This window comes from Neisseria sp. P0021.S007, assembly GCF_051956855.1.
On the sequence record NZ_JBQCXA010001559.1, the window covers coordinates 1 to 463 of the forward strand.

Annotated in this window: 1 pseudogene; it reads right to left on the reverse strand. The window is 60.5% G+C overall.

Annotated features, from left to right (window positions below):
• Positions 1-463 (reverse strand): annotated as a pseudogene (locus ACTHUR_RS20255) (fimbria/pilus outer membrane usher protein); the annotation flags it as partial.

Here is a 463-nt window from a genome sequence, read left to right on the forward strand (position 1 = left end):
CCCCAGTACGTCGGTGGCGACGACTTGGGCGTTGCTGCGGCCGCTGATGGACGGCGGTAGGATGAGTTCGTATTCGCCCGCTTCGACGTCGCGGCTCATTTGTTTGACACCGTCAATATAGAGATCGACCGTGCCGGGTAGGGTGCTTTTACCGAGGTAGGAACGCAGCGGGGTGGTTTGTTTCCACGGGCGGGTGTTGTAAGTGCGGGAGATTTTGATGCCGCCGATGCGCGTACCGCCCCATGAGCCGATTTGTCCGGTCAGGGTGTCGCCCACGGTCAGCGATATGCCTTGTTCGGGCCAGACGGTGCGCCAGTAGGTATCCAGACGGGCGGTGTTGCTGCGGGAGCCGCTTTCTTTGTTGTGGCTTCGGTTGGCAAATTGGGTGTGGTTCAGGTAGCCCCAAGGCGTACTCAGGCGCATTTCACCGAAAACGCCCTGCGTGCCGTTGCCGGAATTGGTA